The following is a 25,306-nucleotide window of genomic DNA, read 5'->3' as shown; positions in this document are numbered from 1 at the left end:
TCAGCCCGCCGCGAGATCCGCAAGGATCATGTCCGAGGCTTTCTCGCCGATCATGATCGCGGGGGCGTTGGTGTTGCCTGACACGATCTCGGGCATGATCGAACAATCCGCCACGCGCAGCCCGTCGATGCCATGCACCCGGAGCCGGGCATCGACGACGGTATCCGGCCCCTGTCCCATCTTGCAGGTGCCTGTCGGGTGATAGATCGTTGTCGAATAGCGCCGCGCCCAGTCGAGCGTGCCTTCGTAATCGTCCAGATCCAGCGTGCGGTCTGGGCGAAATTCTTCTGAGATCTTGGAGGTCAGCGGCGCGCAGCGCGCAATGCGACGGGCAATCCGTATACCTTCGACGATGGTCCTGCAGTCGGTCTCGGTCGAGAGGTAATTTGGAATGATCTTGGGATACTTCCGCGGGTCCGATGAGGCGAGGCGGATTTCCCCGCGGCTTTCGGGCCGCAATTGACAGACCGACATGGTAAAGGCCGAAAAGCGATGCACCCCTTCGCCGGGGCTGTCGGCGGACCATGGCTGGACGTGAAACTGAATGTCTGGTGTCTCGACATGGTTGCCCGTACGCATAAAGCCCGTGGCAAGACTTGCGGCCATGGCCATGGGGCCCGAGCGAAAAAGAGCATACTTCAGGGCGATCCGCGCCTGATTGGACAGGCTGCGCACCTCGTCATTCAACGTGGCATCATGGCACTTGAACACCAGACGCGCTTGCAGATGGTCCTGCATGTTGCGGCCCACGGCGCGCAGATTCTGGCGCACCTCGATGCCGTGATCCTGCAAATGCGCCGCCTCTCCGATGCCCGAGAGCATCAAGAGTTGCGGCGAACCAATCGCGCCTGAGGATAGGATGACCTCGCGTCCGGCCTTGACCACCTGATCCAACCCCGCCCGGTCACGGTAGGCCACGCCAACAGCACGTCGCCCCTCCAGCATGATACGGCTGGCTTGCGCATGGGTGATGATGGTCAGGTTCGGTCTTTTGCGCGCCGGGTTGAGGAATGCCACGGCAGCAGAACACCGCCTGCCATTGCGCGTTGTCAGTTGGAAATATCCCACGCCTTCTTGGGTGGCCCCATTGTAATCGGGGTTGAATGGATAGCCCGCCTCTTGTGCCGCCGCGACCCAGGCATCGCAGATGGGCCTTTGCAGGCGCATGTTCGACACCCAAAGCGTGCCCTGATCGCCGTGATACTCATCGGCACCGCGTTCCTGTCGCTCGGAGCGCTTGAAGAGCGGCAGCACATCGTCCCATCCCCAGCCGGGATTGCCCATTTGCGCCCAACGGTCGTAATCCTGCGGCTGTCCGCGCACATAAAGCAAACCGTTGAGCGAGGATGAGCCCCCTAAAACTTTGCCACGTGGCCAGTCTAGTGCGCGGCCATTGAGCCCCGGATCTGGCTCCGTGCGATAGCACCAGTCCACCGCCGGGTTATGCATCGTTTTGAAATACCCAACCGGAATGTGAATCCACGGGTTCCAATCGCGCCCACCTGCCTCAAGCAGAATAACCGTGTTCCGAGGATCCGCAGAGAGGCGATTCGCCAGAACACATCCGGCAGAACCCGCGCCGACGATCACGTAGTCCGCTGAAATCTCCGACATTCCGGGCCTCCTTGCTCAATCTTGGCGCAAGGAAAAAATCTCCTTGCCAGATCAAGGATAATTCGATCATTATTGAGACTGCAAGTATCAAAATTGCAAAATAGGGAGGAGACCATGAAAGTATCGAAAGCCCTGAGCGGAATTTCCCGCAGGGACCTGTTCCGTCTGTCAGGTCAGTTTGGCCTATCATCCGTTGTGTTGGGGGCCGGGGCGCTGACGGGGGCGGTCTCGCTTTCGTCGGTGGCGCGGGCCGCCGAGAGCACCTATGAAAAACGCTTTGGCAAAGAACCGAAGCATACGCTGAAACTGGGGGCTTCGGGGTTTAACGCTCGCAACCTGCTGATCGAGCGCGCCGGCGTTCTGGAATTCGCCCGCGATCTGGAAGAACGCACTGACGGCGAAATCCGCGTAGAGTTCATCGGCGACAACCAGATTTGTGGCCAGCTCAACTGCGTGGAAAAAACCCAGACCGGCGTGGTGGATATGTATGCCGCCTCGACGCAGAACTCGGCCGGGGGCGCGCCCTATCTCAACGTGCTCGACTATGCCTATATGTTCCCGAGCCGCGCCGCGCAGTATCATTTCCTCTATAGCCCCGCTTCGCAAAAGATTTTGCGCGAACCACTAGAAAGTCGGCATGGGCTGAAGTTTCTGTTCTCGCATTGCGAATTGCGCGGCCTCCAGATGGGACAGTCCTTTGCTGACAAACCCACCGTCACCAAGCTGGAAGAGCTGTTTGGCACCAAGAACCGCGTGACTGGCACACAGTTGGGCCGTATCGCCATGCAGTTGCTCAACCTCAACCCGGTGCCGGTGGCCTGGGAAGAAACACTGGACGGACTCAAGCAGGGCCTCATTGACGGCGCGGAAACCTGGGCCTCTGCTGTGGCCTATGCCAACATGGCCCCCGTTGTCAGCCAATCGGTTGACCTGCGGTTCTTCTGTGGCACGGAACATACCTCCATGTCGGTCAAGGTGTTTGACGCGATGGAGCCGCATTTGCAGGATGCCATCATGGAATCCGCCTATCTGGCGCAGGTTCATGTGCAGGCGGCCAATGAGGCGGCGCTGGTCAAAACCGTTGGCTTCTCTGACCCGCAACTGCCCGGCACCATCTTTGCCCAGAACAATGTGCGCCCTGCGTTTCTGGCGGACGATCAGATCAAGATGGCCGAAGAAATGTGCTCGCCCGAGTTCAATCCAGAGCCATGGGCGCAGTGGCGTGAGCGTCTCAATGGCTGGGCTGGTGGCATCGACACCTATCAAGAAATCTACAACGTGGCCCGCGAGATTCCTGTGGATACCTTGCCCGAGAATGTCGAGCCGCGCCGCTGGTGGCGATCAGCCTGACGCGATAGGCTCTGATCGGGTCGCGCCATCCGCGCGGCCCGTTACCCCAAGCCGCCGAGACGTGCGGCGAATACATACGGCAACCCAAAGGGAGGAACGGGCATGACCGGCTGGTTTCAGGGCACAGGCGATATCATGAGTGCCCTCATGGCAGGCGATTCCTGGATGTTAAGTCAGGCGATGAACGAACCGGCGGCTTGGCCGCTTGGGCTGGCCGCGATGCTGGCGCTGGCCTTGTTGATTCTGGTGTTCTATCGCTTCAGCCCTTGGTCAGAGCGTAATCTGGAAAAGACGATCATGGTCGTGTCTTATCTGGCCATTGGCGGGATCATCTTTGTCGAGGTGTTTCGCCGTTTCGTCTTGTCACAACAGGTCCCATGGTCGACCACCCTGCCGCCCTTTCTTTTTCTGATCATGACGTATTTCGGGTGCAGCTATAACGTCAAGTTGCGCACGCATCTGGCCTTTGCCGAATTCCGCAACGCGATGTCGCGCACGGGACAAATGGCCTGCCTCATGCTGGATGCATTGCTCTGGACCGGGTTTTCCTGGGTCGTGGTCGTTACCTCGACCAAGGTGGCGATCAATTCGGCAGCGAATTTCCAAATCATGCTGGGCACCGACAATGTCATGCAATGGTGGTTCCTTTTGTCCGTGCCTCTGGCCTTTACCACGCTGGTGGCGCGGGTGATCGAGAATGTCCTGACCGATATTGCCAATTTCCGCAGTGGTGAGACCTTGATCACCCAAGCTGTGATCGGAGGCGACTGATATGAGCGACCCAACCCTCATCACCGCCATTTCCATTGGGGTGACGTTCCTTTTCATGCTGGGTGTGCCGGTGTTTCTGGTCATCGGTTACTGGGTGATCGGTGTGTCATTTGTCCTTGGTATGCCGCTCCAGAATATTGGGGGCGCATTGGGCGATGTGTTCACGGACGGCTTTGCGCTTTTGGCGATGCCGCTGTTCATTCTGACGGGAGACTTGATCAACCGCTCAGGCATTGCGCGGCGCTTGAGTGATTTTGCCTATGCCTGCCTAGGGTGGATACGCGGCGGTTTGGCCATGGCGGCGCTTGGCGCTTGTGGGCTCTTTGCCGCAATCTCGGGCTCTAACTCGGCCACTACCGCGACCATCGGCTCGATGCTGCATCCCGAGATGATCAAGGGCGGGTATGATGCGCGCTTTTCGGCGGCGACGGCGGCGGCGGGGGGACTGTGGGCATCATCATCCCACCGTCGATCATTTTCATCGTTTACGGCTTTCTGCTCAACCTGCCGATTTCGGAACTGTTCGTTGCGGGGATCATTCCCGGCGCGCTGATGGTTTTGGCGATGATGTTCGCCGCCTTTCTGATCTGCTGGCGTAATGGCTGGGGGTTCCTCATTCCCCTCAGCCCCCTGCGCGTTTTCAAAACCGCCATCGGCGCATGGCTTGGGTTCTTTGCCATCGGCCTTGTTCTTTGGGGCATCTACACCGGCAAATTCTCTCCGACAGAGGCGGCGGGCGTGACCGTGGGCTTTTGCGTGATCGTGGGCTTTATCAGCCTGCCGCTTTACAAGCTGATGGGCGGTGCCAAAGGGCGTGATGTGAGCGAAAAGAAAATCTCGGAGATGCTGGTCGTCGAAGGGTTTAGCCCGCTGGAATTGCCTTCTATCACCATGCGCTCGGCGCAAATCACCGGTATTCTTGCCCCTCTCATCGCGGTTTCAGTCGTGATGCAACAGATCCTGTCGGTTCTGGGGGCACAGGAAGTCATTGGTAATTTCGTGACCTCAATGGGCGGGTATTATGCGGTGCTCTTTACCGCGATGGCGATTGTGTTTGTCTGTGGCATGGTGCTGGAAAGCCTGCCTGTGACGATCATTCTGGCCCCTATTCTGGCCCCTATCGCCCATTCCGTCGGGGTTGAGCCGGTGCAGTTTGCGGTGATCTTCCTTGTCGGGGCCTCTATCGGCTTTGTCACGCCGCCCTATGGGCTGAACCTCTATGTCGCCTCTGGGGTGACGGGCGTTCCCTATTTCAAGCTCTTGCGCTACATCGTGCCTTATCTTGTGGCGCTGTTGTCGGTTTGGGTGCTTGTGGCTCTGGTGCCTTCCCTATCCACAGCGCTGCTTCCGCAACGGTGAGAAAGGTCAGGACATGGATGGTGACGACGCAGGGACCATTCCCACCAATCTGAGGCTCCTGCTTGTGCTCGAGGAGATCGCGCGCGTGGGCGTGCCCGTCACGCCAACCGAGATCAACGCAGCGCTTGGCCTGCCCAAGCCGACGATCCACCGCCTTTTCGCTACACTCGAAGAGGAAGGGTTTCTGCAACGCGACATGGATGGGCGGACTTATTCCCCGGGTCCGCGCCTGCGCAGCATGGCCGGGGGTATCCTGTCGTCGCTGCGCATCCGCACAGCGCGGCAGGCAATCCTTAAGCGGTTGAGCGGCGAAATAGGCGAGACCTGCAACATCGCCTTACCGGACCGCGATGCCATGATCTATCTAGAGCGCGTTGAGACACAATGGCCGCTCCGGATACAATTGCCGATCGGCACGCGTGTGCCGTTTTATTGCACGGCCAGTGGCAAGATGTATCTGAGCACTTTGGCGCGCAGCCACCTGGTGCGCTATCTCTCTGCGACAGATATTGTTGCCCGCACCGCCAACACCCTGACCGACCCCGATGCCCTTTTGGCCGAGATCCAGCGTGTGCGCGAGCAAGGCTACTCGCTCGACCGCGAAGAGTTCATGGAGGATATGATCGCTCTGGCTGTGCCGATCCTTGATGTCAACGACCGGCTGATGGCAACACTGGCCTTTCACGCGCCGACGCAGCGGTTCAGCATCGAGCGGGCGATGGAGTATCTAGAACCGATGCGACACGCGGCGGCGGATTTGTCAAAGCTCGTCGCCTAGGACGCGCTTAGGTCCATTTCGCCAGAGGTGGCAGGCTCATGAGCACCGCGTTGGCGTCATGGCCTGTGGCCAGTCCGAATTTCGTGCCTCGGTCATAGACGAGGTTATATTCGGCATAGAGGCCACGATGCACAAGCTGCGTGTCCTTGTCCGCATCCGACCAAGGCTGCACCCGGCGTTTTTCCACCAAAGGAACATAAGCAGGCAGAAAGGCGCGGCCAATATCCTGCGTCAGTGCAAAATCGGCCTCCCAATCGCCAGTGTTGCGGTCATCCATGAAAATACCGCCCACGCCGCGCGCCCGATTGCGGTGTGGCACAAAGAAATACTCATCCGCCCAAGCCTTGAGTTTCGGATAGAGGTCTGTGCCATGCGGATCTAGATGCGCCTGTTGCTGGCCATGGAAATGGGCCGTATCCTCGGGATACTCGATACAGGGATTAAGATCCGATCCGCCACCGAACCACCACGCATGCGGGGTCCAGAACATGCGGGTGTTCATATGGACCGCCGGGCAATGCGGGTTCTGCATATGCGCCACAAGGCTGATCCCAGAGGCCCAGAACCGTGGATCGCTGTCCATGCCGGGCACACCGCGCGCCGCCATGGCGCGCTGTGCGGCCTCTCCCAAGGTGCCATAGACCTCTGACACATTGACGCCGACCTTTTCAAAGACCCGCCCGCCACGCATCACGCTCATCAGCCCGCCCCCGGCGTCCGATCCGTTGTCACTATGGCGGCTGGTGTCGCTTACCTCAAAGCGCGCGGGCGCGGCGTCTGACAGAGGCCCGGTGGCGTGGTTGTCCTCCAACCCCTCAAACGCGGTAACGATATCGTCGCGCAACTGGCGAAACCATGCGGCGGCACGTGATTTTTGCTGGGTAAAGTTGTCGGTCATGCGTCTGGTCCTCGGGCGATGTTGCCTATTAGTGCGCCGGGGCTGCGCAGGGGTCAAGCAGGGTCCGCCCGCCGTCCACCGTCATGATCTGTCCGGTCATAAAGGCTGATCCATCACAGGCCAGATAATGCACCGCTTCTGCCAGTTCCGCCGCCGAGGCAATCCGCCCAAGGGGCGTGTGGCATTCGATATCGGCGCGGTAATCGCTGTGTTCCCGTAGCGTTTCCTTGAGCGACGCGCTCATGACCGAGCCAAAGGCCAGGGCGTTGACCCGGATACGGTGCGGTGCCAGGGCAAGTGCCAGGCTGCGTGTCATCTGATCCAGTGCCGCCGAGGCCACCGAATAGGCCAAGAGATCCGGATGGGTGCAGCGCGCGGCAATCGAGGACAGGTTGACGATGGTGCCCGCGCTGCCTTCGGTCTGGCCTTCGGATTGCTTGATCATCCGGCGCGCGACCTGTTGGCTCATGCGCAGCGCGGTCAACAGGTTCTGCTCCAATAGCATCTCAACCGCGTCATCATCGGGGTTGAGCGCATCCGAGGGCACGATCTGGCGGCAGGCATTGACGAGGATATCCACCTGTTCAAAGGCGTCGATCGTGGCCGACAGCAGATTGGCCTGCGTCAGTTTTTGCCGCAGGTCGCCCGCGAAATAGCGGATGTTGCTGCTGTCGTCATTCTCGCCCAATTCCTTGATCAGGCGCGCTTCATCCATGTCGGCAAAGACAACATTGGCGCCCTTGTCTGCGAAGTGACGCCCGATAGCGAGGCCGATACCATTGGCACCTCCGGTGATAATGGCGGTTTTTCCGGTGATCGAGAAGGACATATCGGACCTTTCAAGCTGGGTCTGGCGCGTATGGGGGCACTAGCGGCTCTGGCGCACAGGACGGCTGGCGTGGAGGATCTTGAAGCGGGTGTCGCCAGCTACCTCACTGACCGAGGTAAAGGACTGTGCCAGCGTGGTCTCATAGGGCAGATGCCGGTTGGCCACCATCCAGAGACTACCCGAGGGTTTGAGCATGCCCGCCGCCGCGCGTATAAAGGCGCGGCCAAGATCGGGATCGGCACTGCGGCTCTCGTGAAAGGGTGGGTTCATGATGACGCTATCGGCACGCGCGTCGGGATTCCAGACGGTCGCATCGGCCCAATGAAATTGCGCGCGGGCGTCTGTGACATTCTGGCGTGCACAGGCGAGGGCCGCATGATCGGCCTCAACCAGATCAAGACGGGCAATGCCGGCGCGTTCCAGAGCGCGCGCGCTTAGATAGCCCCATCCCGCACCCAGATCGACCACATGCGCGCCAAGCGCTTGCGGCAGGCTATCCGCCAAAAGGCGCGAGGCCGGATCAACCGCATCGGCGGAAAAGACCCCCGGTGCCGTGACATATCCACCCGCAATCGGCTGCGCTGTGGTTGCGGCCCAATCGGCAAATTCAGGGCCTGCGGCAAAGCTAAAGATCTTGCCATGTGCCTTGGACAGCGGCGCGCTGACCGCGACGCGGCGGCGGCAGTCGCGCAGCACCGATTCGATACCATCGGTCTTGAGACCATCGACGATGATCAGGCCATCGGTGACGGTGGCGGCCTCTGCCAATGCGGCGCGGGCCCGTGCTTTGGCGCGGGGCAGACAAAGGATTGCAGCCCCATACCGCCCCTCGGGGGCTATGGCACAGTCATATCCCAAACCGGCAAAGTAATCATAATCGGGCTTGAGTGGCGTGATCACCTGCACGCGGTCCATGGGCAAGGCCGAGAGATCAGCCCCGACGCGCGGGGTGAATACGGCAATGCGTCCAGCCTCGGGCAGGGTCGCAACCCCGTCGGCGAGGGCAAGTGTCAGGCGGGTGGCGATGGCCAAGTTATTCTTTTTCCATGGTGCATTGCAGCGGATGTTGGTGACGGCGGGCAAAATCCATCACCTGCGCCACCTTGGTTTCGGCGATTTCGTGGCTGAAGACACCCACGACCGCCAGCCCCTTTTTGTGCACGGTCAGCATGATTTCAAAGGCCTGCGCGTGCGACATGCCGAAAAACCGTTCAAGCACGGCCACCACGAATTCCATCGGCGTGTAATCGTCATTCAGCAGCAGAACCTTGTAGAGCGGCGGGCGCTTGGTCTTGGGCCGTGTGGCAACGACCACCGCAGGATCGCCCGCGTCCTCCTTGGGCCCGGTCATTGTAATCGGATGCTGGATCATTTCAGTCGCACTATCGGATTATTGCCATGTGACAGGGTCTGTTTCATGACGTCTATATATCGTTTGACCGGGGTTAGAAAAGGGTCCCCGTGAAAGAAGGGGTTCAAGCCGTCGTGTGTGGGATCGGCACGATCAGGTCAGCCCCCTGCGCGCGGTTGGAATTGACCGTTGGGGCGACGCGCCACATCTCTAGTGTGTCCTCGGGCGCAGGGCGCATCAGCCGCGCCGCGCCATGCCCCGCCTCGCCCAGCCAGAGCGGCCAGTCCTGCGGTTCAAGGATCACCGGCATCCGGTGATGCACTTGCGCCATGCCGTCATTCGCGGCGCAGGTGACAATCGCGCAGGTGTCGATCCGGGTATTGCCGCGCTCCCAGATTTGCCAGACCCCGGCCATGATAAGCGGCGCAGCATCGCGCCTTTGGATAAACCACGGCAGGCGTGTGTTGCCATCCCGCGTCCATTCGTAAAAGCCTGCGACGGGAATGAGACATCGGCGCGCGCGTGCCGCCTCGCGAAAGGCGGGTTTGTCGGCGATGGTCTCGGCGCGGGCGTTGATCAGCAGCGGGCCAGCGGTGGGGCTGTCATACCAATTCGGCAAGAACCCCCATCGCAAGGCCGAAAGCCGCCGCGTGCCGCTCTCGCCCAGACGAACAGTCGCGATCCGGGCTGTGGGACAGACATTGTAATCGGGTGGCTCGGGTAGGTCGTTGTCCGGGGCCGCGCCAAAGAGCTGCGCCATCGCGTCATTGGGCAGGGTGATGACAAAGCGTCCGCACATGCCAGCCGCCTCTCAGGGCTGACGGGGCAGGCCCGTACCAATCATCGAATCGCGCGTGACCAAGCGGGCCAATTGCGCCTCGTCCATCGCGTCGGTCCCCTCTGGACGGGCGGGCAGCACGATATAGCGCATATCGGCGGTGCTGTCGTGGACGCGGACGGTGACATCCTCGGGCAGATCCAGACCGAATTCACGCAGAACCGCGCGCGGTTCGCGCACCGCACGGCTGCGATATTCCCGCGTCTTGTACCAATCGGGCGGCAAGCCCAACAGGTTGCGCGGGTAGCACGAACAAAGCGTGCAGACGATGAGATTATGGGTCTGGACGGTGTTTTCAACCGCGATCAGGTGGAGCGGGCCGATGTTGAACCCCATCTCGCGGCTGGCTGCAGAGGCATTGGCCAAAAGCCGCGCCTTGAAATCGGGATCGACCCAGGCGCGCGCCACGACGGCCGCGCCGTTGGCGGGGCTGCGGGCATCCATCGCCTCAATCTGCGCAGCAATCTCGGCCGGGGTGAGCAGGCCTTTTTCCACGAGCAATTCGCGCACTGCGATTTCCATGCGCTGCCAATAGGTCAGTGGGCCGTCGTTGTCGGCGCGGTAGGGATGGCCAGAGGGGCTCATCCCCTCATGGTGGAAATGGTCGTGATCGTGGTGGTCATGGGGCATGGCTATCCACCTGTTCCAGCCAATGCGCGTAGAGTTCGGCATCGAGCGTGTCGTCGGGGTTCTCTGCCGTTTCGCCCCAGATGTCGCGCATGGCAAAACGGACGCGAAAGAGCGGCTTTTCCTCGGCTGTCAGGCCATAGGCCAGTTGCTCGGGGTTGCGAAAGGCCCCCAAGGATCGCTCGATCACGCCCTGCTTGCCGCGCAGATACCACGGGGCGCGCACATGACCCGGCGGCGTAAGCGCCTTGACCCGCACCCGCTCAGCCATCTTGCGCCTCGGCATAGGTTGGACCGCGCGCGGCGACAGCATCCATCCGGGCCGCCAATTCCTCAAGCGAATAGGCACCGGCCTCGAGCAGGTTCTGGTTCACGGCAGCGATCCAGCGTTCGTAATAGGAATACGTCTCAAACGCGTCTTCGCCCATGTCCTCAAGAGCGCGACGCAGCCCGTCAACGGTAAACAGGCCCTTTTCCCCGCAGAGCACCATCAGCGCATCAATGCGCTTTTCCCAAAGGGCAAAATCATGACCGTCCATCGGCACAGGCCCGGCAGCCTGTCCGCCCATGTCGTGCCAGCGGCGTCCATCCCAATCACTCATGGAATCAAGCCTAGGAGGGCCGGCGCGGCTTGTCCAGTGGTCACGCGCTCTGGTCTTCTTCGGGGGTCACATAGGTGATCTCGCCCGCCGCTTCGAGGGTGCGCACGGCGTTGACCACGGCGGTCATCGCCTCTTCGGCATCGCGCAGGCGTACGCGGCCGCGCTCTTGTATTTCCTCACGCATGGCCTCTGCCATGCGTTTGCCCATATTGCTGAGGATGAACTCGGCCACCGTCACCAGATCGCCCGAGGCTGCCCCCGCAAGCGCCGTGACAAGAACCGCCTGATCCACTTCCCGCGTGATGCGCGGGATATCCGTGGGCTTCACCCGCTCAGGAATATGCACAAAGGTAAAGATCGCGCGCCGCACAAGGTTTGCGAAGTCTTGATCGGCTTCGTCCAATCCTGTCAGCACGTCATCGCGCGTCGCGGCGGGCGAGAAGTTGAGGATTGCGCCCACACGTTCGACCGCCCCTTGGGCAAAGGCGGTTTCGGGGATGTCGTGCAATTCCGCGGCAAGTGCCAGACCGATCCTGTCAACGGCCTCGGGGCTGACCGCGCCGGTCTGCGATACCGCATAGGTGATCCGCCGCGCCAATTCTCCGGGGAGTTTGCCCAAGAGGTCCGCCGCGCGCGCTACGTCGAGCTTGGACAAGAGCACGGCCGCAATCTCTGTGCTTTCCCGTTCGACAATGGGGATGAGCGCGGCAAGATCGGCGTGTTTCACCTGCTCCCAAGGGTCGCCCTGTTGGCGCACGCCCGCCTCCTTGCGCAGGCGCGCAGCGGTTTGCGGGCTGATCCGGCCATCGAGCGCGCTAAGCGCCCCAGCCACGCCGCGCGGAAAGGTCAGCCCCATCCCCTCCAACTCCTGCGCGAATTCCGCGACCACATCCGCAAGCGTTCCTCGGTCGACATAGCGCATCGACCCCATCTGTGTGGTGAGGCGCGCTTGCAACACGTCCGGCAGGTCCGTCAGCGCGATTTCAGCCCCTTCGTTGATCAGAAACCTGACGATGATCGCCGCCTTTTGCGCGCGGGTCAGATGAGCGGCCACCCCGCCATGGGCGACGGTGCTCAGTCGGGCCAAAGGGGTGGTTGTTTTCATCGTGGGCCTCTCTGCGGGTCTCGTCTGACCTTAGGGGCCAAAGGGTGAAGAATTCTCTAAACCCTGCCCGGTATTTCGGTGGTTTCCCGGATGACGCCGCTCGCGCTTCGTGCTAGGGCCGAGACATGAGCCAGATGCCCAGCAAGGTCGAAATCCTGCAATGGATTTCGGACAACCCGACCCTCACCGCGAAACGCGATATCGCCAAGGCCTTTGGCATCAAGGGGGCTGCGCGGATCGACCTCAAGCGCCTGCTCAAGGAGCTCGAGGACGAAGGCCATCTGGAAAAGCGCAAGAAATCCTATCGTGACCCTGACCGGCTGCCACCCGTAAGCGTGTTGCAGATCACGGGGCAGGCCTCTGACGGAGAGCTGCTTGCGCGGCCCTTGGAATGGACGGGTGAGGGAATAGAGCCTGTCGTGCTTCTTATTCCGCGCGCCTCTGACCCCGCGATGGGGGTAGGCGACCGCATCCTGGCGCGTCTGCAAGAGGTCAAGGGCGAAAGCCATCACTATGAGGCGCGGTTGATTCGCCGTATCGGCACCAACCCGCGAAAAGTGCTGGGAATTTTCCGCAAAGGGGCAGAGGGCGGGCGCATCCTGCCTATCGACAAGGGCGACGGCAAGGAATGGCACGTGGCCGCGGATGCCACAGGCGGCGCCCAGGATGGCGAGCTTGTCGAGGCGGAACAGGCGGGCCCTGCGGGCCGCATGGGCCTGCCGCGCGCGCGGGTTCTGGACCGGTTGGGCGATCCCTCGGCACCCAAGGCAGTTTCGCTTATCGCTATCCATCAGCACGGAATCCCCGACAGCTTTCCCGATGCCGTGATTGCAGAGGCGGATGCGATGAAACCTGCGGGCCTCAAGGGCCGTGAGGATATGCGTGATATGCCGCTGATCACGATTGATCCTTGGGATGCGCGCGACCATGACGATGCGGTCTGGGCCCATGCCGATGATGATCCCAAGAACGAAGGGGGGCATGTGATCTGGGTGGCGATTGCCGATGTGGCGCATTACGTGCGCCCCGGCACGGCGCTTGACCACGAGGCGCGCAAGCGCGGCAATTCAAGCTATTTCCCTGATCGCGTTGTGCCGATGCTACCCGACCGCCTATCTGGTGATTTGTGTTCGCTGCATGAGGGTGTGCCACGCGCCTGTATCGCGGTGCGGATGCAGATCACCGCGACCGGTGAAAAGATCGGGCATCGGTTTGTGCGCGGTCTTATGCGCTCTGCTGCGTCGCTGACGTATCAACAGGTTCAGTCGGCGCAGGATGGTGCGCCGGATGACAAATGCGCGCCCCTGATGGACGAGGTGATTACACCGCTCTATGCCGCCTATGCCGCATTAGAGGAGGCGCGGCGTCGTCGTCAGCCGCTCGACCTCGACCTGCCCGAGCGCAAGGTGGTCCTGAGTGACGCGGGCAAGGTTTTGTCGGTGAATTTCACCGAGCGACTGGAGGCCCATAAGCTGATCGAGGAATGCATGGTGTTGGCCAATGTGGCCGCCGCCGAAACGCTGGTGGCGCGCAAATCGGCGCTTTTGTTCCGGGTGCATGAGGAACCAAGCCCCGAAAAACTTGATGCCCTGCGCGAGGTAGCGGCGACGGCGGGGATGGTGCTTGCCAAGGGTCAGGTGCTGAAAACCGCACATCTTAACGCGCTGCTGCATGCAGCGCGCGATACGGATCATTCCGAGGTGATCAACATGTCCACCCTGCGCGCGATGACACAGGCCTATTATGCGCCGCAAAACTTCGGGCATTTCGGCCTTGCACTTCAGGCCTATGCGCATTTCACCTCGCCCATTCGGCGCTATTCCGATCTTGTGGTCCATCGGGCGCTGATTTCGGCGCATGGCTGGGGCAAAGATGGTCTGAGCCATGAGGAAGAAGCGCAGCTTGAGGCGACGGCGCAGCATATTTCCGACACCGAGCGCCGCTCGATGATGGCCGAGCGTGACACCAATGACCGCTATCTGGCGGCGTTTCTGTCGGAGCGATTGGGTGAGGAATTCACCGGGCGTATCAGCGGCGTCGTCAAATTCGGCGTGTTCGTGAAACTGGATGAAACCGGGGCGGATGGGTTGATCCCGGTGCGCTCATTGGGCCGGGAATATTTCCACTTCGACCGCGAAGCAAGCACGCTGATGGGGTCCGATACCGGGCTTACGATTGGCTTGGGGCAGCGCGTGACGGTCAAGCTGGCCGAGGCCGCGCCCGTGACGGGTGGCATTGCGCTTGAACTGGTTAGCCTCGATGGCGAGACCCTGCCCAAAGGCCCGCGCGCCACACGCGGCAAGCCGCCCAAACGCAAGCTTGGCAGCGCCAAGCGCAAGGCGACGGTCGAGAGGCGCAAGGCCGAGCGCAAGCGTCGGTAGGTAAAAGATCGGACGCCCTTAGCGCAGCCCGTCGCGTGCAATGGTAACCGCCAAATCCCGCACGGCCTGACCGCGTGCTGCGGCGATGGCGGTAATGCCTGCCTCGTCCGGTACGGGCACGCTCAGGTCAAAAAGCTGTGCGCGCGCGCGGCCATTCTCAGATGACACGAAATACTGCCCGGCAAGCCGGAATACGCCATTCGCTTGCGCCAGCATCTCTTCGACCCGCACCTCGACCTGTGCCTCGGGAAAGCCACCAAAGGGCCAAGGCTCTGCCGCCACCCGCGCGCCGGTGATTTGGGCCAGATGACGGCTGAGTTCCAACGTGATGGCGCGGCCCGGATCATCGGCCCAAAAGAGGCCGGGTTGAGTGCTCAGAACACCTGTTGCATCCGAGAAATAGATTTCCTCACCCGCGGCATATCCCGGCAAGGACACCTCGCGCAGCGCGACCGAGCCAAAGGCGATGCGCTGCTTGGTCTCAACCGGCGCGCGTGGCACGGTCAGTCGCTGTTCGGGAACAGCGGTGCAGGCGGTGAGGGCGGCCAGCAAAAGCAGGGCGGAAAATCTCTTCATTCTCATCATCTTCCCAAAAGCAGCGAATTTGGATTCCGTTCTATGGCTCGGGCCAAGGATGACACAGCACGCGCGGCGCGTTCAACCTCGCGCATTGCGGCGCGGGCGTCGCGGCCTACACCATTGTCGGCGGCATAGCCTGCCAGCGTGCCGCGCGCCTGTGCCAGCACGGCCTCGGCCTCGGCAATAAGGCCCGGCAGATCACGGCCCGCTTGCGCAAAAGTATCCGCGGCATCGCGGGCAGAGCCAAGGGCGGCGGTGGCATTCTCGACCACGCCGCCTTCGCGCAATTGCGCCAGAACGCTGCGCATTTCGTCAAGGGTTGCGTTCAGCGTGGCAGGCAGGGCCTGTGTGCCCTCTTGGGCCAAAAGCGTGTCAGCCGAGGTTATGAGCGTGGTCAACTGTGCAACCATGGCATCAATCTCGACGCTTTCGGCCTTTTGCGCCACGGCATCCAGCCGCGCCACGAGATCTGGCACACCGCTCACGGCATCGCTCACACCTTGAGACGCGGCAGAGGCATCGCTGAGCGCGGTGCTCAACTTGGCCGCTATAGCCTCTTGCGCGATTTGCGCGACCAGCGTCTCCATCTCGGTCAGCACGGCATCAAGCCGCCCAGGCAGGGCCTGCACCTCTGGTGCGCCAATCACGCCGCGTGTCTCATCCAGAAGCGCGTTGACATTGCCCGGCACGGCGCGCGTATCGGCGCTGGAGACCAAGGCATTGGCGTTTTGCAGCAGGGTGATCGCCTCGGCCATCACCTCTTCGATGGGCAAGGCATTGATCCGCTCGAATACGCCCGTTGCGGTTGCCGATACATCCGCGATCTCGCTCTCGGTGGTGGGGAAAAGAAGATCGCCGCCATCTGCCGTCTCGATTTCGGCAGGGGGGGCATCGGGCACTTCGACCAGTTCAACCTTGAGCCCTCCGGTCAATATGGACGCCGAGGCCAGCCGCGCGCGCAGGCCTGTCGCCACGCTTTCGCGCAAATAAGCAAGGGCCGAGTCGCGCCCGGCACCTCCCTCCAGCCCCAACCGTCCCGGACGGATTGCCAGACTGACAAGAAGCCGCACGCGGTCATCGCCAAATCGCGCCTCATCGACCACGCCATTAAGCGCGCTCACCTGACCGATGCGCAACCCGTTCCACTCAACGGGGGCGTCTACGCTAAGACCTGCGATATTGTCCTCGAACACCGCCGCCAGCGTGAGGATTTCGTTGTCGTCTCCGCGAAACAGGCTGGCACGTGCCGCGGATTCTTCGGAGTAGACGGTGTAGTTGTCTCCGGCCCGCGCCGATGTGCCACCTGAAATCATCGTCTCGAAGGTGACGCCGCCGGACACAAGTGCGGCAACGGATGAGAAATCGAGTTGTGCGCCGCCGGGTCCGAGCGAAAAGGAAAAGCCGGAGGTGTCCCAAAAGCGCGTCGCGCTGTTGATCAGACGATCATGCGGGGCAAAGATCAGCGCCTCTGCCTCGGCGGAGCTTCCGTCAGCGGTGATGCGCGGTCGCCCGATGCGCCCCACCTCGATCCCGCGATAGATCACCGGAGCGCCTTCGACCAGCGAGGCGCGCCCCTGCGCCCGCAGCATGAGGCGCAGGCCATCCTGCCCCACCCGTTCCAAGGGGGCATCGGGCAGGCCTGCGATCTGCGTGACGGCCGCACCGGGGCTATTGTCCCATAAACCTTCGATGTAGACGCCCGAGAGCACGGTCCCAAGGCCAGTGACGCCCCGCGCCGTGACTTGGGGACGGACCACCCAGAATTGGGCGTCGCGGTCGATATAGGGTGCCACCTCTTGATCCACGCGGACCTTGACCAACACGAGGTCGAGACCCGGGGCAAAACTTACGTCCTCGACCATGCCGACGGTCACATCGCGGTAGCGAAGCTCGGTCGCCCCCGCCCGAACACCCGACGCATTTTCAAAGGCGATTTCGATCAGCGGCCCGCGCTCGGAATAGGCCTGCCACGCCACGACCAGCACGACCAAAAGCGCCGCCAGCGGCACCAGCCAGATCACTGAAATCCGGTCGATCAGGCTCCGTCCGGCAGGAAGAACAGTGGGCTCTGGCGGAGGCGTGCTGTCTTGGGTCACGTTTGGCTATCCTCTTGGTCTTCGGGTCGGCGGGTGCCGTCCCAGATCATCCGGCTATCAAAACTTTGCGCGGAGAGCATGGTGAAAACCACCGAAAGGGCGAAAAACAGGCTGGCGCGGCCCGGTGTGATCGTGGCCAAGGCCTGCAATTGCACCAGTGATGACAGGATCGCCACAACAAAAACGTCGATCATCGACCAGCGGCCGATGTATTCGACTATCTCATAGAGCAGGTGCCGCCGCGCCTTTGACAAGCGCGAGCCGCGCCAGACGCCGAATGCCAGAGCGGCCAGCACCAGAAACTTGGCCACCGGGATCACCACACTGGCCACAAGAATAATCAGTGCCACGCCCCAATTGCCATGCTCTGCCAGCGTCACCGCCCCGCCGACAATCGTATCAGATTGCGTACTGACCAGCGTGCGCGTCTCTAGCATCGGAAAAAGATTGGCCGGAATGTAGCAGCCAAGGCCCAACAGCCACCACGCCCAGACCTTTTGCAGCGCCATCGGATCGCGGGATTGCAACGCACTGCCGCAACGCGAACAGCGCGCTGTGCCAAGAGGCGCCACAGCCATGCAACGTGTGCAGCCCACCAGTCCCATGTCGCGCGCGGTTCTCATGCGTCCAGCGAGGCCCAGATTGAATAGCGGCACATCAGACTGTCGGTCGCCACCACCAGCACCACCAGCACCGCAAACATCCACGCCGCCGGGCCAAAGACAACATCCGCCAGATCGCTGAGTTTGACCAGTGCCACGGCGCAACCGATGGCGAAGATTTCGGCCATGGACCACGGCACGAGCGCCTCTGAAAGACGAAAGGCAGGGCGCGCCAGAGGGGCGGGGGGGTGATCGCGGATGATGGGGGCCAAGACATAGATCAGCAGCATCAGGCGCAGCGCCGGTATGACCACGATGAAAAAGAGAACCGCCACCGCCAGCACAGACAGCCCGCCCTCGAACACAAAGGCGGCCTGCAGGATCGAGGCGTCATGGTGTAGCCCGCCCGCGCCGATCGACAAAAAGGGAAAGAGCACCGCTGCCACGATCAGGATCAGCACAGTCAGCGCCAGAGCGATCAGCTGCTTGCCTGCCTTTCGCCGTGGTGCGATCAAGACTGTATGACAGCGCGCGCAAATGGCGCGTTGCCGCATCGCCACCTGGGGCGCGGTATAGACCAGATCACACGTCGGGCAGCAGATGAGGCCCGCCAACTCGTCGGGTGCGGATTGGCGGACGCTCACGAGCGTTTGAGCAGCGCCAGCAATTCCTGCGAGGGCAGGCCGTCCGGCGTCACCCCGACCGATTGCTGAAAGGCGCGAATGGCGTTGATCGTATTGGGGCCGATGATGCCGTCGATCTTTTCGATGGCAAAACCCTTGCGTTGCAGGCGGCGCTGCATATCCATTTTTTCGTCAAAAGACAGGGGGTTATAGCCACGTGGCCAAGCGCCCCTGATTTCTGGCCCGCCGCCGATCCGGTCTGAAAGATGCCCAACGCCCATCGCATAGGCATCGGAATTATTGTAGCGTTTGATCACGCCGAAATTGTCGAAAACCATAAAGGCTGGCCCCTGAAGCCCGGCGGGCAGCAGGATCGACGCAGTGCCGAAATCGCGCACCGCGCGCCCGTCCATACCGACCACGCCTTGCGCCGCCCATTGGGACGGTAGCCGTTTGGCCTTGGCCGCGGCGGCGCTGAACCCGCGCGGAACCTGTACCTCGACGCCCCAAGGTTGGCCCTTGGTCCAGCCAAAGCGCTTGAGATAGGCGGCGGTTGAGGCCAGGGCATCGGTTGGGTTGTCCGACCAGATGTCGCGTTTGCCATCGCCGGTAAAATCCACCGCATAGGCCAGGTAAGAAGTGGGCATGAACTGCGTATGCCCCATCGCCCCGGCCCATGACCCTTTCATGTTTTCAGGTGTCACATCGCCCGATTGCAGGATCTGCAAGGCGGCGATGAGCTGTTTTTCAAAAAACGCGCCGCGCCGTCCGTCATAGGCCAGTGTCGCCAGCGATTGGATCAACGGCAAATCACCAAGCCGTTCGCCATAGGTGCTTTCCATCCCCCAGACGGCGGCGACCACCTCTTTTTCTACGCCGTAATGTGCCTCGATCCGTTCGAGCGCGCGGCGGTGTTTGCGCAGCGCCTCTTGTCCGTTGTTGACCCGGATGGGCGAGACGGCGCTGTCAAGGTAGTCCCAGATCTCGCGTTTGAATTCCGATTGGTTGCGATCTTTTGATACAATCTCGGGGTTGAACGTCACACCACGAAAGGCGCGGTCAAATACCTGTCCGCTGATCCCTTGCGATAGCGCGCGACCCCGGAAACCGGCCACCCAGGTGTCAAAGCGCGGATTGGCATTGACCGGCACGATGGCGGTCTCAGACACATCCGCCGGGCGCAATTGTGGCCGTAGGCTGCGCACTGGCACGTCGCTCGAAACAACCACCGCCGCTGTGATGAGGCCCGAACCGGGCCGCATCTGCGGGCGTAATGACTGGTCCACCGCCCCGGCCAGCACCGGTGGTGCCCCGATCAGAACGCTCAATAATCCGATATATACCGCTCGCATTGTCCGGCCCCTTGGTTGTGTGGCTCTTGTCACAGAATAGCCCGATTGTTTCCAAATCAAAAGCGATCAAGGGGACGGAAACGAAAAGGCGCGGCGATTTCTCGCCGCGCCTCTCTGATTGGAATGCTCAGTCCGATCAGGCCAGATCGAAACGGTCGGCGTTCATCACCTTGGTCCATGCGGCGACGAAATCGCGCACGAATTTTTCGGGCGCATCGTCCTGTGCGTAGACCTCTGCATAGGCGCGCAGGATCGAATTCGAGCCGAACACCAGATCGACGCGGGTGGCCGTGTGTTTCACGGCACCGGATTTGCGATCTACGATGTTATAGGTGCCATCGCCATTCGGCTCCCATTTGTAGCTCATGTCGGTGAGCGTGGTGAAGAAGTCCGTGGTCAGCGCGCCCACCTTGTCGGTAAACACGCCATGCGCCGTGTCGCCGTGGTTGGTGCCCAGAACCCGCATGCCGCCGATGAGGCAGGTCATCTCATGCGCATTGAGCCCCATCAGCTGTGCCCGGTCGAGCAACATTTCTTCGGGCGCAACAATGTAGTCTTTTTTGAGCCAGTTGCGGAAGCCATCGGCCAGCGGTTCCAGCACCTCGAAAGACGCGGCATCGGTCATCTCTGCCGTCGCGTCGCCGCGACCGGGGGCAAACGGCACCTCAACGGCATACCCTCCCGCTTTGGCCGCCTGTTCGATCCCGAGATTGCCGGCCAGAACGATCACATCCGCCACGCTCGCCCCGGTTTCGGCTGCAATGGGTTCAAGTGTTGCCAGAACCCGTGCCAGACGGTCAGGCTCGTTACCGTCCCAATCCTTTTGCGGGGCAAGACGGATGCGTGCGCCATTGGCACCGCCGCGCAGGTCAGAGTTGCGGAAGGTGCGGGCACTGTCCCATGCGGTGGCGACCATATCCGACAGGCTCAGACCGCTTGCGGCGATCTTTGCCTTGACGGCGGCGACATCGTAGCCGGTCGACCCTGCCGGAATCGGATCTTGCCAGATCAGATCCTCTTTGGGGGCGTCCGGTCCGATGTAGCGGGTCCGCGGTCCGAGGTCACGGTGTGTCAGCTTGAACCACGCGCGACCAAAGCAATCGTCGAAATAGGCCGGGTCAGCCATGAATTTTTCGCAGATGGCGCGATAGGCCGGATCCATTTTCATCGCCATATCGGCATCGGTCATCATCGGCATGACGCGCTTGGACGGGTCGGTCGCATCAACCGGCATGTCCTCTTCCTTGATGTCGATGGGCTGCCACTGCTGCGCGCCCGCCGGGGATTTGGTGAGTTCCCAGTCATAGCCGAACAGCAGTTTGAAATATCCCATGTCCCACTTGGTTGGGTGTGTGGTCCAGGCCCCTTCAATGCCAGAGGTCACGGCATTGGTGGCTTTGCCGCCCAGGTTCGGGTTGACCCAGCCAAAGCCCTGATTTTCGACGTCTGCCGCTTCAGGCTCTGCCCCCAATGTCGACGCATCGCCATTGCCATGCGCCTTGCCAACGGTGTGACCACCACAGGTCAGTGCCGCGGTTTCTTCGTCATTCATCGCCATGCGGGCAAAGGTTTCGCGCACCTGACCGGCGGTCGCCAGCGGATCGGGTTGGCCGTTCACGCCCTCGGGGTTCACATAGATCAGGCCCATCTGCACAGCGGCGAGGGGGTTTTCCATCGTGGCCGGGTTTTCGACGCTTTCATAGCGGGTGTCACTCGGCGCCAACCATTCCTTTTCCGCGCCCCAGTAGGTGTCCTTTTCGGGGTGCCAGATGTCTTCACGACCAAAGGAAAAGCCATAGGTTTTGAGGCCCATGGATTCGTACGCCATGTTGCCCGCGAGCAGGATCAGGTCGGCCCAGCTCAGCTTGTTGCCGTATTTCTTTTTGACCGGCCAGAGAATGCGGCGCGCCTTGTCGAGGTTGCCGTTGTCCGGCCAGCTGTTCAGCGGAGCAAAGCGGATATTGCCATGGCCACCGCCACCGCGACCATCGGCCAGACGATAAGAACCAGCCGAGTGCCAGGCGAGACGGATCATCAAGCCGCCGTAATGGCCCCAATCGGCGGGCCACCAATCCTGGCTGTCGGTCATCAGCGCCTTGACGTCGGCCTTGACGGCCTCGAAGTCAAGTTTCTTGACCTCTTCGGCATAGTTGAAGTCTGCGCCGAGCGGATTGGTTTTCTGGTCGTGCTGATGCAGGATGTCGAGATTGAGGGATTTGGGCCACCAATCCATGACGCTGGTGCCTGTTTCTGTCACGCTGCCGTGCATGACCGGGCATTTGCCGATGTTGTTACCGTCCATTTTCGTCTCCTACCTAGATCGTTGTCGTTGGTGAGTGGTCTGGTTGCGCCGATCAGAATGCGACCGATTCCAGTGGCCACGCGCGTTATCCTCGGGTCGTGTAACAGATGCGTTCAATAATTAATAATTGGATTTACTAACTGTAACCATAACTACTGATTATTGAACCTGATCCCGCCGCAGCCGGAATACGCCTGTACCGGTTGCGATATGCGTACCGTTGTCATCCCGCACAATGCCTTCTGCGAAATAGGTCGATTTGCCGCCGCCCGTTCGGCGGGCCTCGGCAACGAGCCGCGTGCCTTTGGCCTGCCCCAGATAATTGACCGTGAGCGACAGGGTCAGAGCCATCTGTTGCCGCGCCGGGTCGCCGGTGTAGCAGCCGCAAAAGCCCATGGCGGTATCGAGCAGCGTGGCGTGGATGCCGCCATGCGGCAGCCCCTGACGGTTCATCAGGAATGGCTCTAGCGGCAGTTCGATCCGCGCAAAATCTGTGGACCAGGCAATCAGGCGATACCCAAGATGGGTTTGCAGCGCAGAGGGTGGTTCAAGCAGGTTTGGGTCTATGTCTTGCGTCATATCTTGTCCTTGGTCGCAAAGAGGCCCGCGCGGGCGAATTCGGGCACATACTCCCCAAGACGCAGACCGCGCGCGGGGTCAGAGGCGTTGCCATCCAGTGCGCGTCTTTTGACGCCTTGCAGGATGGCCGCCATGCGGAAATAGCTGAAGGCGAGGTAGAAATGGAACCCCTCAATGGGCGCAATCCCGCGTCTTTCGCAATAGCGGGCGATGAACTCTGCATCCGACCAGAGGCCAAGGGCGGCGCGGTCTTCTCCCGCCAGCCCGCGCCCCTCTGCGGTTGCAGGCATCGACCATTGCATGATCACGGCGGCAAGGTCGGCGTAGGGGTGGCCAAGGGTCGACAGCTCCCAATCCAGCACGGCAACGCACGCGGTGCCATGGGGCGCAAAAAGCAGATTGTCGAGGCGGTAGTCGCCATGCACCAGCGTGCGTTGCCCGTCATCTTCAGGGATATGCGCATCGAGCCAGGCCATAAGGGCGGTCATCTCGGGCAGGTCATCGGTTGCTGTGGCGGTATATTGCGCGCACCAGCGGTCCACCTGCCGGCGGTAGTAATTGCCGGACGGGCCATAGTCTGTAAGGCCGGTTTGCACGAGATCAACGTCATGGATGGCGGCCAGAACGTGGTTCATCTCGTCTAGGATAGCGTGGCGTTCGGGCGGGGTGAGACCGGGCATCGCGGGGGCGTCAAAGCTGCGGCCTTTGACCTCGTCCATGATGTAGAAGGGCGTGCCGATGATGCTTTCATCCTCGCACAGGATGTGCATGCGGGCGACAGGAACCGATGTGTCCTGCAACGCGCGTTGCACGCGAAATTCCCGCTCGACCGCGTGGGCGGATTTCAACAGAACGCCGGGCGGTTTGCGACGCAGGACGTAACTGCGCGTGGGCGTTATGAGACGATAGGTCGGGTTGGATTGCCCGCCGCTGAATTTCTGCGCCGTGAGCGGCCCGGCAAAGCCCGGCAAATGCGCGGCAAGCCATGCCGCGACGGCGTCTGTGTCAAGACCGCTCATGCGCCGTCCCTGCGAATGTCGGGGTGGATGTAATCGGCGAACTGGTCGCGCAGTGTCAGTTTCGAGACCTTGCCGGTGGCGGTCATTGGCAGGGCCTCGACCCACAGCAGATCATCGGGCAATTGCCACTTGGCGAAATGCGATGCCATATGGGTGCAGACATCGGCCAGTGTGGGGCGCTCTGCACCCGTGGCGACCGCCACTAAAACTGGCCGCTCGTCCCATTTCGGATGCGGCACGGCGATCACCGCGCAGGCAGCGATGCCGGGATGCGAGAGGGCGGCGTTTTCCAGATCAATCGAGCTGATCCATTCGCCCCCCGATTTCACCAGATCCTTTGAGCGGTCGCGGATCGTGAGCCGCCCCTCGGGACTGACCGAGGCGACATCGCCGGTGCCGAACCAACCCTCGCTATCCATCGCGGCGCGGGTGGCCTCGGGGTTGTTGAAATAGCCGCTGATCACAGTGTTGCCGCGTATGTATAGCTCGCCTGCCGCCTGTCCGTCATGCGGCAGGCGTTGGCCAGCATCATCGACGATCTTGTAATCTACCCCAAAAAGCCGCCGCCCTGCACAGCATTTGGCGGTGATCCTCTCTGGCAGCGGTGCCGTTTGCTGCGCGGGGGACAGCACGCCATAGGCCCCAATCGGGCTGGTTTCGGTCATGCCCCACGCCTGTGAGACAATGACGCCGCGCGTCTCATAAGCTTCGATCATCACGCGCGGCATGGCCGATCCGCCGACCACCAGATCAGCAAAGCCGGAAGGAATGCGGCCCTGTGCCTTGATCTCCGCCAGCAGCCCCGCCCAGACGGTTGGCACCCCCCAAGCGGAATAGACACCTTCGGCCTCCATGAGGCGAAAAAGGCTGGCACCGTCCAGATTTGGCCCCGGCATCACAAGTGTCATCCCCGTGAGCGGCGCCACATAGGGCAGACCCCAAGCGTTGACATGAAAGAGCGGCACCACCGGCAACACACGCGCCCCCGCGCGAAAACTGGAGGTCTGGCAAAGCGGCACTTGCAACGCATGCAGCAGAGTAGAGCGGTGCGTGTAGAGCGCGCCCTTGGGATTGCCTGTGGTGCCAGAGGTGTAGCAAAGACCGGCGGCTGTATCCTCGGGGAAGGTGGGCCAGTCAAAATCGGGCGGCTGCGCGGCCAGCAAATCCTCGTAGCAGAGCGCGTCAAAAGAGCAGTCCGGCATATGGGCGCGGTCGGTCAGGATCACGAAACGCAGACCCTGTGGTAGATCAGGCAAGATCGCCTCGATCAGCGGCACAAAGGAAAGATCAAGGAACAAGAGCCGGTCATCGGCATGGGCGATGATGTAAAGCAATTGCTCATGCGAGAGGCGCGGATTAAGCGTATGGCACACCGCACCGATGCCGGAGACCCCGTAGTAGAGCTCAAAATGTCGGTGGCCGTTCCATGCCAAGGTGGCAACCCGGTCGCCCGGTTCAACGCCCAATGCGGTCAGAGCCTGCGCAAGTTGCGCCACCCGCGCCAGCGTTTGCGGATAGCTCTGGCGGTGCAGGTCACCTTCAACCCGTGCGGATACGATGCCTTCGGTGGCATGCGCTTCGGCGGCGTGCAACAGGATGTCTATGATCCTGAGCGGCCGATGCATCATCTGACCCTGCATGGTGGTTCCCT

The 25,306-nt window shown here is 61.4% G+C and carries 23 protein-coding genes and 1 pseudogene; 5 read left to right on the top strand and 19 right to left on the bottom strand.

Features of this window, described 5'->3' with window-relative positions; genetic code table 11:
- Positions 1 to 1,614, bottom strand: coding sequence for a GMC family oxidoreductase (locus tag ACLGGT_RS04050; RefSeq protein ID WP_437195095.1), 1,614 nt, complete (start codon positions 1,612 to 1,614; stop codon positions 1 to 3).
- A 114-nt stretch (positions 1,615 to 1,728) separates the two neighbouring features.
- Between ACLGGT_RS04050 and ACLGGT_RS04045 the strand changes: the two genes are divergently transcribed.
- The 4 genes and pseudogenes from ACLGGT_RS04045 to ACLGGT_RS04030 all read left to right on the top strand — a co-directional run bounded on the left by ACLGGT_RS04045 (position 1,729) and on the right by ACLGGT_RS04030 (position 5,872).
- Complete coding sequence (locus ACLGGT_RS04045; protein WP_037296743.1) at positions 1,729 to 2,964, top strand: TRAP transporter substrate-binding protein; 1,236 nt, start codon at positions 1,729 to 1,731, stop codon at positions 2,962 to 2,964.
- Between the two features lie 102 nt (positions 2,965 to 3,066).
- Positions 3,067 to 3,735, top strand: coding sequence for a TRAP transporter small permease (locus ACLGGT_RS04040; RefSeq protein WP_008279401.1), 669 nt, complete (start codon positions 3,067 to 3,069; stop codon positions 3,733 to 3,735).
- A 1-nt stretch (position 3,736) separates the two neighbouring features.
- Positions 3,737 to 5,094: pseudogene (locus ACLGGT_RS04035) on the top strand (TRAP transporter large permease).
- Between the two features lie 13 nt (positions 5,095 to 5,107).
- Positions 5,108 to 5,872, top strand: a complete 765-nt coding sequence (locus tag ACLGGT_RS04030; protein ID WP_081507543.1) for an IclR family transcriptional regulator — start codon at positions 5,108 to 5,110, stop codon at positions 5,870 to 5,872.
- A 7-nt stretch (positions 5,873 to 5,879) separates the two neighbouring features.
- Here the strand turns inward: ACLGGT_RS04030 and hemF are convergent, their stop codons facing one another.
- The 9 genes from hemF to ACLGGT_RS03985 all read right to left on the bottom strand — a co-directional run bounded on the left by hemF (position 5,880) and on the right by ACLGGT_RS03985 (position 12,122).
- Positions 5,880 to 6,770, bottom strand: coding sequence for an oxygen-dependent coproporphyrinogen oxidase (gene hemF, locus ACLGGT_RS04025; protein WP_437195094.1), 891 nt, complete (start codon positions 6,768 to 6,770; stop codon positions 5,880 to 5,882).
- 28 nt (positions 6,771 to 6,798) lie between these two features.
- Positions 6,799 to 7,599: an SDR family NAD(P)-dependent oxidoreductase gene (locus ACLGGT_RS04020; RefSeq protein ID WP_008279397.1), complete on the bottom strand. Its 801-nt coding sequence runs from the start codon at positions 7,597 to 7,599 to the stop codon at positions 6,799 to 6,801.
- A 39-nt stretch (positions 7,600 to 7,638) separates the two neighbouring features.
- A complete protein-coding gene (locus tag ACLGGT_RS04015) occupies positions 7,639 to 8,631 on the bottom strand; it encodes a class I SAM-dependent methyltransferase (protein WP_437195093.1) in 993 nt (330 codons plus the stop codon).
- A 1-nt stretch (position 8,632) separates the two neighbouring features.
- Positions 8,633 to 8,950, bottom strand: a complete 318-nt coding sequence (gene clpS, locus ACLGGT_RS04010; protein WP_232279150.1) for an ATP-dependent Clp protease adapter ClpS — start codon at positions 8,948 to 8,950, stop codon at positions 8,633 to 8,635.
- 124 nt (positions 8,951 to 9,074) lie between these two features.
- Entirely contained in the window at positions 9,075 to 9,749 is a 675-nt protein-coding gene (locus ACLGGT_RS04005; RefSeq protein ID WP_437195092.1) for an SOS response-associated peptidase, read from the bottom strand.
- 12 nt (positions 9,750 to 9,761) lie between these two features.
- Positions 9,762 to 10,418, bottom strand: a complete 657-nt coding sequence (gene nthA, locus ACLGGT_RS04000) for a nitrile hydratase subunit alpha (RefSeq protein ID WP_151976812.1) — start codon at positions 10,416 to 10,418, stop codon at positions 9,762 to 9,764.
- Positions 10,408 to 10,686 (bottom strand): SH3-like domain-containing protein, encoded by a 279-nt coding sequence (locus ACLGGT_RS03995; protein ID WP_008279392.1) that lies wholly within the window; start codon positions 10,684 to 10,686, stop codon positions 10,408 to 10,410. The genes nthA and ACLGGT_RS03995 overlap by 11 nt, the downstream gene beginning before the upstream one ends.
- Positions 10,679 to 11,017 carry an SH3-like domain-containing protein gene (locus tag ACLGGT_RS03990; RefSeq protein ID WP_037296735.1) on the bottom strand — a complete coding sequence of 113 codons (339 nt, stop codon included), beginning with the start codon at positions 11,015 to 11,017 and terminating at the stop codon, positions 10,679 to 10,681. Before ACLGGT_RS03990 ends, ACLGGT_RS03995 begins: the two co-directional genes overlap by 8 nt.
- A 40-nt stretch (positions 11,018 to 11,057) precedes the next feature.
- Positions 11,058 to 12,122 carry a flagellar motor switch protein FliG gene (locus ACLGGT_RS03985; protein WP_008279390.1) on the bottom strand — a complete coding sequence of 355 codons (1,065 nt, stop codon included), beginning with the start codon at positions 12,120 to 12,122 and terminating at the stop codon, positions 11,058 to 11,060.
- 125 nt (positions 12,123 to 12,247) lie between these two features.
- Here ACLGGT_RS03985 and rnr point away from each other — a divergent pair, with 125 nt between their 5' ends.
- Positions 12,248 to 14,503, top strand: coding sequence for a ribonuclease R (gene rnr, locus ACLGGT_RS03980; RefSeq protein ID WP_437195091.1), 2,256 nt, complete (start codon positions 12,248 to 12,250; stop codon positions 14,501 to 14,503).
- Between the two features lie 18 nt (positions 14,504 to 14,521).
- Here the strand turns inward: rnr and ACLGGT_RS03975 are convergent, their stop codons facing one another.
- The 9 genes from ACLGGT_RS03975 to ACLGGT_RS03935 all read right to left on the bottom strand — a co-directional run bounded on the left by ACLGGT_RS03975 (position 14,522) and on the right by ACLGGT_RS03935 (position 25,295).
- Positions 14,522 to 15,079 (bottom strand): PqiC family protein, encoded by a 558-nt coding sequence (locus ACLGGT_RS03975; RefSeq protein WP_437195090.1) that lies wholly within the window; start codon positions 15,077 to 15,079, stop codon positions 14,522 to 14,524.
- A gap of 5 nt (positions 15,080 to 15,084) precedes the next feature.
- A complete protein-coding gene (locus ACLGGT_RS03970; RefSeq protein ID WP_437195089.1) occupies positions 15,085 to 17,178 on the bottom strand; it encodes an MlaD family protein in 2,094 nt (697 codons plus the stop codon).
- Positions 17,175 to 17,801 carry a paraquat-inducible protein A gene (locus ACLGGT_RS03965; RefSeq protein ID WP_008279386.1) on the bottom strand — a complete coding sequence of 209 codons (627 nt, stop codon included), beginning with the start codon at positions 17,799 to 17,801 and terminating at the stop codon, positions 17,175 to 17,177. The genes ACLGGT_RS03970 and ACLGGT_RS03965 overlap by 4 nt, the downstream gene beginning before the upstream one ends.
- The gene (locus tag ACLGGT_RS03960) at positions 17,798 to 18,424 is read right to left on the bottom strand and encodes a paraquat-inducible protein A (RefSeq protein ID WP_008279385.1); all 627 of its coding nucleotides are present in this window, start codon (positions 18,422 to 18,424) and stop codon (positions 17,798 to 17,800) included. The genes ACLGGT_RS03965 and ACLGGT_RS03960 overlap by 4 nt, the downstream gene beginning before the upstream one ends.
- The gene (locus ACLGGT_RS03955; RefSeq protein ID WP_037296728.1) at positions 18,421 to 19,755 is read right to left on the bottom strand and encodes a lytic murein transglycosylase; all 1,335 of its coding nucleotides are present in this window, start codon (positions 19,753 to 19,755) and stop codon (positions 18,421 to 18,423) included. Before ACLGGT_RS03955 ends, ACLGGT_RS03960 begins: the two co-directional genes overlap by 4 nt.
- Before the next feature lie 136 nt (positions 19,756 to 19,891).
- Positions 19,892 to 22,057 carry a catalase/peroxidase HPI gene (gene katG / locus ACLGGT_RS03950; RefSeq protein WP_437195088.1) on the bottom strand — a complete coding sequence of 722 codons (2,166 nt, stop codon included), beginning with the start codon at positions 22,055 to 22,057 and terminating at the stop codon, positions 19,892 to 19,894.
- Positions 22,058 to 22,216: 159 nt separating this feature from the next.
- Entirely contained in the window at positions 22,217 to 22,636 is a 420-nt protein-coding gene (locus ACLGGT_RS03945) for a PaaI family thioesterase (RefSeq protein WP_008279381.1), read from the bottom strand.
- On the bottom strand, positions 22,633 to 23,655 hold the full coding sequence (locus ACLGGT_RS03940; RefSeq protein ID WP_437195087.1) for a phosphotransferase family protein: 1,023 nt from the start codon (positions 23,653 to 23,655) through the stop codon (positions 22,633 to 22,635). The genes ACLGGT_RS03945 and ACLGGT_RS03940 overlap by 4 nt, the downstream gene beginning before the upstream one ends.
- Positions 23,652 to 25,295, bottom strand: a complete 1,644-nt coding sequence (locus tag ACLGGT_RS03935; RefSeq protein ID WP_437195086.1) for a long-chain fatty acid--CoA ligase — start codon at positions 25,293 to 25,295, stop codon at positions 23,652 to 23,654. The genes ACLGGT_RS03940 and ACLGGT_RS03935 overlap by 4 nt, the downstream gene beginning before the upstream one ends.
- Between the last annotated feature and the right edge of the window lie 11 nt (positions 25,296 to 25,306).

Origin of the sequence: Roseovarius sp. MS2, from assembly GCF_051447875.1 — a bacterium.
Taxonomy (GTDB): domain Bacteria; phylum Pseudomonadota; class Alphaproteobacteria; order Rhodobacterales; family Rhodobacteraceae; genus Roseovarius; species Roseovarius mucosus_A.
Note: the sequence above shows the minus strand (reverse complement) of the source record. Positions and strands in the feature narration are given on the sequence as shown.